Raw genomic sequence first — 6,591 nt, 5'->3', positions numbered from 1 at the left:
AACTAATAGATAAGAATCTATCGAAAAGTAGATAAGAATAGGTCGTAGAGAAATAATTGAAAATATAGATTAGAAAATGAATGTAAAATAGATAATGAATCTATGGAAAAGTAGATAAAGATAGATCAAAAATAGATTGAAGGAATAATTGAAAAGTAGATTCGAAAGTGAATGAAATAAAGATAATTAATCTATCGAAAAGTAGATAAGAATAGGTCAAAAATAAATCAAAGAAATAATTGAAAAATTAAGTTCGAAAATAAATGTAAAATAGATAAATAATCTATCGAAGAGTAGATAAATATAGGTCAAAAAAATAATTGAAAGATGTAGGTCTAAAAATGTGATTTTATAGATATACTATAGGTCAAAAATAGATCAAAGAAATAATTAAAAAAGTAGATTCAAAAGTGAATGAAAATAGATAATTAATCTATCGAAAAGTAGATAAGTATAGGTCAAAGAAATAGTTGAAAAAATAGGTCTGAAGATAGAATTTCATAGATATATTATAGGTTAAAATAGATAAGATAGATCATGATTAAGTTTAAAAAACAGCCTACTAAAATTAACACGTTTTAAAACTTATTAATTCGGAATAATATAGATAATTGCACATCTATAACCTATATAAAGTTTTGATCAAAATGTTCTTTATGAAAAATAAAAAAAACTAGTATCTCACCTATGAAGACACTAGTATTTCTTTATAATTCATAGGTAATAAACCTTTCAAACTCTCAATTATTGCTCTGAAACTCTCCAAACCTATTTCTACCTTTTCTATAATTTCTTCTGCAAATTAAAAATATATCAAAACATTTCATTCAGCAGCTCATTTTCAATAGGAAAATCCGGGAGTAGCCATTGAAGCAAACTGCTGTTAGCGGTTCGGACTTGTTTTTCGTTATTCTTTTTCAAATAAAAATCTAGTTGTTCCGTCACTATGATTTATTATTTTTTTGTTCTTCAAATTAATGGTTAAATCTTTTTGTGTCAGAACAAATTCGTTTAAAAAGTCTTTTTCTGTCATTCCTTGTCCGCCTATGAATTCATATTTGCCTTTTTCCTTTTCAGCTTCAAAATTTCGGAATGTGCTCAGTCCATAAGAAATGTCATTTAATATAACATTGTTTCGGACTTTCCAAAATAGAAAACTTGTCCTAACTTTTAAAGGCTTGTCGTCAATCCTAAAAGCAGTCAATTCGTTTTCCTTGATTGAATAACCTAATAATTTTCCTTTTAATTTTCCGTCTTTTAAACTGTCAAGACTTATTGTTTCTGCATTCGTTTTGGCAAAGTCACCAAGTTTTGTTTGGTGTATAAACAAAATTCTTTGATTTAATGAGTAGCCACAACCACCCTTATTAAAAATCATATATCCATTTCCGTAAAATGCAAGTCCGAAAATTATCATTGCTGGAATTGTCCATAGTCTTGAAAGTCCTTTTAACTTCAAAATACTTGCAATGAACAAAATAGTAGAACTGATTAACAAACTATATCCAATTAGTCTTGAAGTCAAAACTGGATAATATCCTGTGCAAGTTGAACTACAACCGCATCCAAAGTCGCTGTAAAAAAAGTTTTCAAAAAAATAGTAAATCAATCCTAACAAAGTTGTCAAGATTATTGTCAGTAGAATTCCTATTAACTTTTTTGTCTTTGTCATTTAGAAGTTTTCATTCTGTGCGGTGTCCTCTTTTAGCCTGACCGCTAACTAGTAAAGACCATCAAATATATACAACTTTTTTAAATTTTGATTGTTATAATTTCGTCTAATCTTGTTGTGTAGGATTTTGATAATTTTTCTTGTTTCATTTTCCATTGTCTGCCGAGGGATTGGTTAGTGAACTTGATTTTATTTTTTTTCAACAATTTCAAAATTTTTAGTTTCTGTATTGTAATCCTTCTTTATACTTTGATATGTTTTAGATTCATATACAATGTTTTGTTCCATTATACCAAATCCGTCTGATGGATATAAAAATCGGTTTTTTGAAGCATTTTCATTATCTCCTTTTGTTTGAATTGGTTTCGATTCTGAATCGACTGCTTTGTTTTTCTTTATCCAAGAAGAATAAAGCTTTACTATAATTATCAAACTTACTATATAAACTAAAATCATTTTGTTTCTTTTTTGTTATTAACTCTGATTTATCCTTATTATCAGTATTCATTTATAAAAACAAATATGCCTTCCCTATTTCTTCTTTTAATTTATTTTCATCTAATTTTTGCATGTTTTTTAAGTAAAAAAACATAATGACTTTACTTGAAATATAATCATGTAAATATTTGGCATTTTTAAAATAGGAAAAGTCCATAAACGAATTTAATACTTGTTGAAGTTTACTATTTTGTTCTGATAAAAGAAGTGATTTAGAAATAGAAAAGTTTTTTAATAATGGCTCATATTTAATTAAAAAAGAATATACATTATCCGTGTTTTGCTTGTCTAAATTATTAAATTCACCAATACAATCTTCAATAATCTCTTTTTCTGAAAAAAATTTTATCATTCCATCAATCCAATAAAATAAAGACCAAAAATCACCAAATTTATTTTCTTCGCATGTATATTTTAAAGTTTCAAGTTCTATTTCTTTATTTATATTTATCCAGTTTACTAAAGTTTCAAATGAAATATTACTCTTTAAAGAAATTGATAATTCTTCAATGGCAGAATTTGTTTGTTCTATTAAGACATCTATCAATTTACTGATTTTATTATTTTAGAATGTAATCCTTTGTATTCATATCAATTTCTACCTTTCTAATATAACTTGGACAACACCTTGGATCATAATCAAGATGTTCCAGATAGGTAGCATAGGCAACATTATTTTTAAGACTGTCAACATACAAATTACCATAACCAATTTTATCTCTTATTTTTAAAAAAAAATCTTCTGTTATGGTATAATCTTTATTATTGTTTGACAAAATTACTATTTCATTTTGAGCATTGTTCAAAGCCGCAGCTGCATCGCATGAAACTATATTATAGACCACTATTGCATCAAGCATATCATCCTCGTTAATATCAGCAAAGTGGTACTTTATTAAAGAATCTGATGGAAAACCAATAGTAGGCAACGATTTTGTTACTTCTAAATCATTATCAGTAAAGTACGATAAATTACATCTTTCAGCATTCAAATACTTACCCATTTTAATTTGTTCCTTTTGCCAAGATTTGAATTTATTAACTAATATCAATTTGTTTTCAGAATGATCTAATTTATTACAACTTATTGAACTAAGTAGAACGAAGTAAATAAATAATATTTTGATTTTTAGCATTGTAAATGATTTAAAAATTAATTAAATTAATTTTTTTAATACTGTATTATTCATTTTATTTCGATTGAATTTTTATAAGAAAATTTACTTAATCAAATTAAACTCCAAAACAATGGGAATATGATCTGAAATTTCTCTTGCTTCTTTTAATGTATTAAAAGATTCATAAAAATGAATTACTTTAGAATTAACCACACTAATTTTCGAATTGTTATACCAAATATTGTCAAATTCAGAGGCCAAACATTCTTCATTACTACACTCCCTTTTTAATGAAGTTTTTTGGTTAACAAAAACAGGCAAGTACCCTATATTTCGCAAAGGATTAAATACGGTATGTGATTGAGGACAATTAAAATCACCCACAAAAAGTAAATTCAATTTTGGATATTGCTCGGGTAGAAATTTAAAATACTTGATTTCAGTTTCGGGTTGTCTGCTTTTGGTTATGGCGTGAAAATTCGCAATAGTAAACTGCTTTCCGTTATAATCAAATGTACAATAGTAAGGTTCTCTGTCAATTTCTAAATGATATTTTTTCTCCAACCAAGCCTCTCCTACTTTTTTAACTTTACTAGTTTTCCATAAAAATGCATAGCGTTCCGTTTTATAGGCACTACTACTAGTTGGGTCACTTATGGTGTAATCCCATTTTGAACCTTTTCTATTAAGTTCATCCGCTAATTTGGCTACAGCTTGTGCTCCACCATCTCCAGCAACCACTTCTTGTAATGCCACAACGTCATAATCTTTAAGAATATTGACTATGTATAATAAATCAGATGGTGACTTAGAACTTCCTAAATTCTCTACATTCCAAGAAATCAGCTTAACCTGTGAGAAAAGCGGACTAGTTATGAAAAGAACTAGGAGTAGAATTTTTCTCATTTATTAGTTTGTTTAGACAAAAATAAGGATACTAGCAATCCGATCCCAACAATCACATCCACAATATTCCAAATGGTTCTACCCAATGCAATTTTAATAAAAGGTTGAAATAAAATAGCCAAAGCCAGATAAACAAATGCTTCATTTTTATACCCTTGTTCATTTGCTTTAAAAGCTAAATAACCAAACCCAACTAAAGCAGCAAAACGAACAAATTGATAATAGCCGTAAGGAAAGTCGATTAGACAACCCAAGAGGAGAATGGTTAGAATTAGTTTAATAGATGTTCTCATTTAAATCGAATTATAAAATTTTTTAGCGTTTTTTAAGTAAATAACTAACAAAGCTACTCCAATGTATGATATAAATAATCCAACTAACGACCACGTAAACACATCATACAAACCATGCAAAATTGCAGGAATCATAATTGCTAAAATCCATAACGAATAACGCTTTGTAGGGTTAATAAAACAAAAAGCCAAAAAATAAGCGCTAATTCCTGACCAAATGGAATGTAAAAATGGTAGTGAAGTCAAACGTGCAATATTTAGAAAAAATGATTCGTTGTATTCTAGTTTAGAATTTACCGTAATTTGATACATTACGCCTTCAAAAACACCGAAACCGATTCCTGAAATAAGTCCATAAAAAACCATAGTTTGCGGAAGTTGGGGTTCTTTTGCGTATTTTAAAAAGAAAAATACAGGTAGTATTTTAATAAGCTCTTCAAATACACCTACACCAAAAGTAAATCCTATAACTCTTTCAATAAACGAATTATTATCTCCTATTAGTCTGTAAAAAGGGTTGAATTGATTAATATTGAGAATAGAAACTAAAATGAATATTGCAATTTGAACAGTAAAGAAGATATAAATTGCTTTTTTAATTTTTACTTGATTTGTTTTGAATAACTCATAATAAAACAATCCCCAAATAGATGAGAAATATAATGCTATTGCATAAAATGTAAATACCGATGCATTAGTAAATTTTATTAAAAATGCAGGAGCTAAACCAATGATTGAAATTAGTAAAAGCTTGTTGTCGCTTTTAAAATTTTTAAATGAAAATGAATCTTTAGGTAAAAGCAAATTCAGTCCTAAAGACTGAATTTGCTTCATTATATTACCATTGTTTTTGATGCTTACTTTAACTTGATGTTTTTTTAAAATATCGCGAACTGAAACCTCTTCTTTATTAGAAACTACTTTGTCTTGCAAAAGTATTTGACCTAAATTGACATAGTTTTTAATTGTATTGATGTCGTAAGGTCCGAATTGATTTCCATTTCTTGTTATAAAGTATTGCATATCATTTTATTTATTCTGCTAATTCCTCTTCAATATCATCCTCTTTTTTATCTGGGAACATTACTGACAAAATTACTGAAATTAAAAGTACTCCACCAATTACCATTAATGAAACAACTGATTCAATATGATAGAATGGTGCGATTATCATTTTAACTCCAATGAAAGATAAAATTACAGCTAATCCGTAAGGTAGTTTATTAAACAAATGAATGAAATTATCTAATAAGAAAAATAAAGCTCTTAATCCTAAAATTGCAAAAATATTAGAAGTATATAAAATGAATGGGTCATTTGAAATTGCAAAAATTGCAGGAATTGAGTCTACCGCGAAAAGTAAATCTGTAAATTCGATAACCGCAACCACAACTAAAAGTGGTGTTGCTAATTTTTTACCATTTTCATAAGTAAAAAATTTATCCCCATCGTATTTATCACTAACGCTAAAAATACTTCTGATTAATTTAGCACCTCTAGTATTGTTGTAATCTTCATCATCATCTTCATCACCTGCTGACCATGATTTAATACCAGCATACACAAGGAATAAACCAAACAATGTTAAAATTATATTTGGTTTAAAAAAATTTAATTTTTCATAATCAATTTCAACGCCTTCATTGTGTTCTAAAATAAAATTAAAACTTCCTAAATTAAAACTAGGCAAGTATGTGAGTTCTATAAAGAATGCACCTGAGAAAATAAATATTGCTCTTAATACTAAAGCTCCAATAATACCCCAAAAAAGTACTTTGTGTTTATTCTGGTTGGCAACATCAAAGAATTTGAATACTAAAATGAAAACGAACAAATTATCTACCGATAACGCTTTTTCAATCCAATAAGCTGATTGAAACTCATAGAATTTAGTGGCACCAGCATAATAATAAACTAATCCACTAAATGCCATTGCTAAAGAAATCCAAACTAAAGACCATGTTATGGCTTCTTTATTTGAAACTTCATGGCTCTTTTTGTTAAAGATACCTAAATCTAATAAAAGCATGAATAAAACTGCAACTCCAAAGGTTACTATTAACCAAGGATGTTCTGCGAAAATAGGATGATTGTCCATTTTAAT

9 protein-coding genes are annotated in these 6,591 nt (G+C 27.7%); all 9 read right to left on the bottom strand.

The window, feature by feature from the left end; translation table 11 throughout:
* Positions 1–907 precede the first annotated feature (907 nt).
* The 9 genes from OJ995_RS13280 to OJ995_RS13240 all read right to left on the bottom strand — a co-directional run bounded on the left by OJ995_RS13280 (position 908) and on the right by OJ995_RS13240 (position 6,585).
* Positions 908–1,672: a hypothetical protein gene (locus tag OJ995_RS13280; RefSeq protein ID WP_264369878.1), complete on the bottom strand. Its 765-nt coding sequence runs from the start codon at positions 1,670–1,672 to the stop codon at positions 908–910.
* A gap of 80 nt (positions 1,673–1,752) precedes the next feature.
* A complete protein-coding gene (locus OJ995_RS13275; RefSeq protein ID WP_264369880.1) occupies positions 1,753–1,821 on the bottom strand; it encodes a DUF4113 domain-containing protein in 69 nt (22 codons plus the stop codon).
* 40 nt (positions 1,822–1,861) lie between these two features.
* Positions 1,862–2,128 (bottom strand): hypothetical protein, encoded by a 267-nt coding sequence (locus OJ995_RS13270; protein ID WP_264369877.1) that lies wholly within the window; start codon positions 2,126–2,128, stop codon positions 1,862–1,864.
* Positions 2,129–2,180: 52 nt separating this feature from the next.
* Positions 2,181–2,717 carry a hypothetical protein gene (locus OJ995_RS13265; RefSeq protein ID WP_264369876.1) on the bottom strand — a complete coding sequence of 179 codons (537 nt, stop codon included), beginning with the start codon at positions 2,715–2,717 and terminating at the stop codon, positions 2,181–2,183.
* A gap of 13 nt (positions 2,718–2,730) precedes the next feature.
* A complete protein-coding gene (locus tag OJ995_RS13260; RefSeq protein ID WP_264369875.1) occupies positions 2,731–3,306 on the bottom strand; it encodes a hypothetical protein in 576 nt (191 codons plus the stop codon).
* An 84-nt stretch (positions 3,307–3,390) separates the two neighbouring features.
* The gene (locus OJ995_RS13255; protein WP_264369874.1) at positions 3,391–4,194 is read right to left on the bottom strand and encodes an endonuclease/exonuclease/phosphatase family protein; all 804 of its coding nucleotides are present in this window, start codon (positions 4,192–4,194) and stop codon (positions 3,391–3,393) included.
* The gene (locus OJ995_RS13250) at positions 4,191–4,487 is read right to left on the bottom strand and encodes a DUF6804 family protein (protein ID WP_264369873.1); all 297 of its coding nucleotides are present in this window, start codon (positions 4,485–4,487) and stop codon (positions 4,191–4,193) included. The genes OJ995_RS13255 and OJ995_RS13250 overlap by 4 nt, the downstream gene beginning before the upstream one ends.
* Positions 4,488–5,510 (bottom strand): PrsW family intramembrane metalloprotease, encoded by a 1,023-nt coding sequence (locus OJ995_RS13245; protein ID WP_264369872.1) that lies wholly within the window; start codon positions 5,508–5,510, stop codon positions 4,488–4,490.
* A gap of 10 nt (positions 5,511–5,520) precedes the next feature.
* Complete coding sequence (locus tag OJ995_RS13240; protein ID WP_264369871.1) at positions 5,521–6,585, bottom strand: TerC family protein; 1,065 nt, start codon at positions 6,583–6,585, stop codon at positions 5,521–5,523.
* Between the last annotated feature and the right edge of the window lie 6 nt (positions 6,586–6,591).

The organism is Flavobacterium lacisediminis, assembly GCF_025909975.1.
GTDB classification, from domain to species: Bacteria; Bacteroidota; Bacteroidia; order Flavobacteriales; family Flavobacteriaceae; genus Flavobacterium; species Flavobacterium lacisediminis.
Note: the sequence above shows the minus strand (reverse complement) of the source record. Positions and strands in the feature narration are given on the sequence as shown.